The sequence below is a fragment of the Kitasatospora sp. MY 5-36 genome (genome assembly GCF_001182915.1).
Classification (GTDB): Bacteria; Actinomycetota; Actinomycetes; order Streptomycetales; family Streptomycetaceae; genus Kitasatospora.
In genome coordinates this window covers 1-656 of sequence record NZ_LFVW01000325.1, presented here as the reverse complement: position 1 = coordinate 656, position 656 = coordinate 1, and the positions used below count along the sequence as shown (strand labels likewise).

At 74.5% G+C, this 656-nt stretch carries 1 protein-coding gene; it reads left to right on the top strand.

What is annotated here, in order from left to right:
- Positions 1–656: acyltransferase domain-containing protein (locus tag AE652_RS21180; protein WP_049653871.1), on the top strand; the 656-nt coding region annotated here is incomplete at both ends.

Below are 656 nucleotides of genomic sequence, written 5' to 3'. Positions count from 1 at the left end.
AGCTGACCGAAGGCCTCCGGGCGCTCGCCGAGGGCGCCGAGAGCGCCGCCGTGGTCGAGGGCACCGTCTCCACCACCGGACGCACGGTGTTCGTGTTCCCCGGCCAGGGCTCCCAGTGGGTCGGGATGGCCGTCGAACTCCTCGACACCGAGCCGGTGTTCGCCGAGCGGATCACCGAATGCGCCGACGCGCTCGCCGAGTTCACCGACTGGAACCTGATCGACGTCCTGCGCGGCGCCGAGGGCGCCCCCGGCTACGACCGGGTGGACGTCGTCCAGCCCGCCCTCTGGGCCGTCATGGTCTCCCTCGCCACCCTCTGGCAGGCGTACGGCATCGAGCCCGACGCCGTCATCGGCCACTCCCAGGGCGAGATCGCCGCCGCCACCGTCGCCGGCGCCCTCACCCTCCAGGACGGCGCCCGCACCGTCGCCCTGCGCTCCCAGGCCATCACCGCCATCGCCGGAAACGGCGGCATGGTGTCGCTCTCCCAGTCCGCCGAGGACGCGCTCGCCACCATCGCGCCGTGGGCCGACCGCGTCTCCGTCGCGGCCGTCAACGGCCCCTCCTCCGCCGTCGTCGCCGGGGACGCCGACGCCCTGGACGAGCTGCTGCGGCGGTGCACCGACGACGGCACCCAGGCCCGCCGGATCAACGTC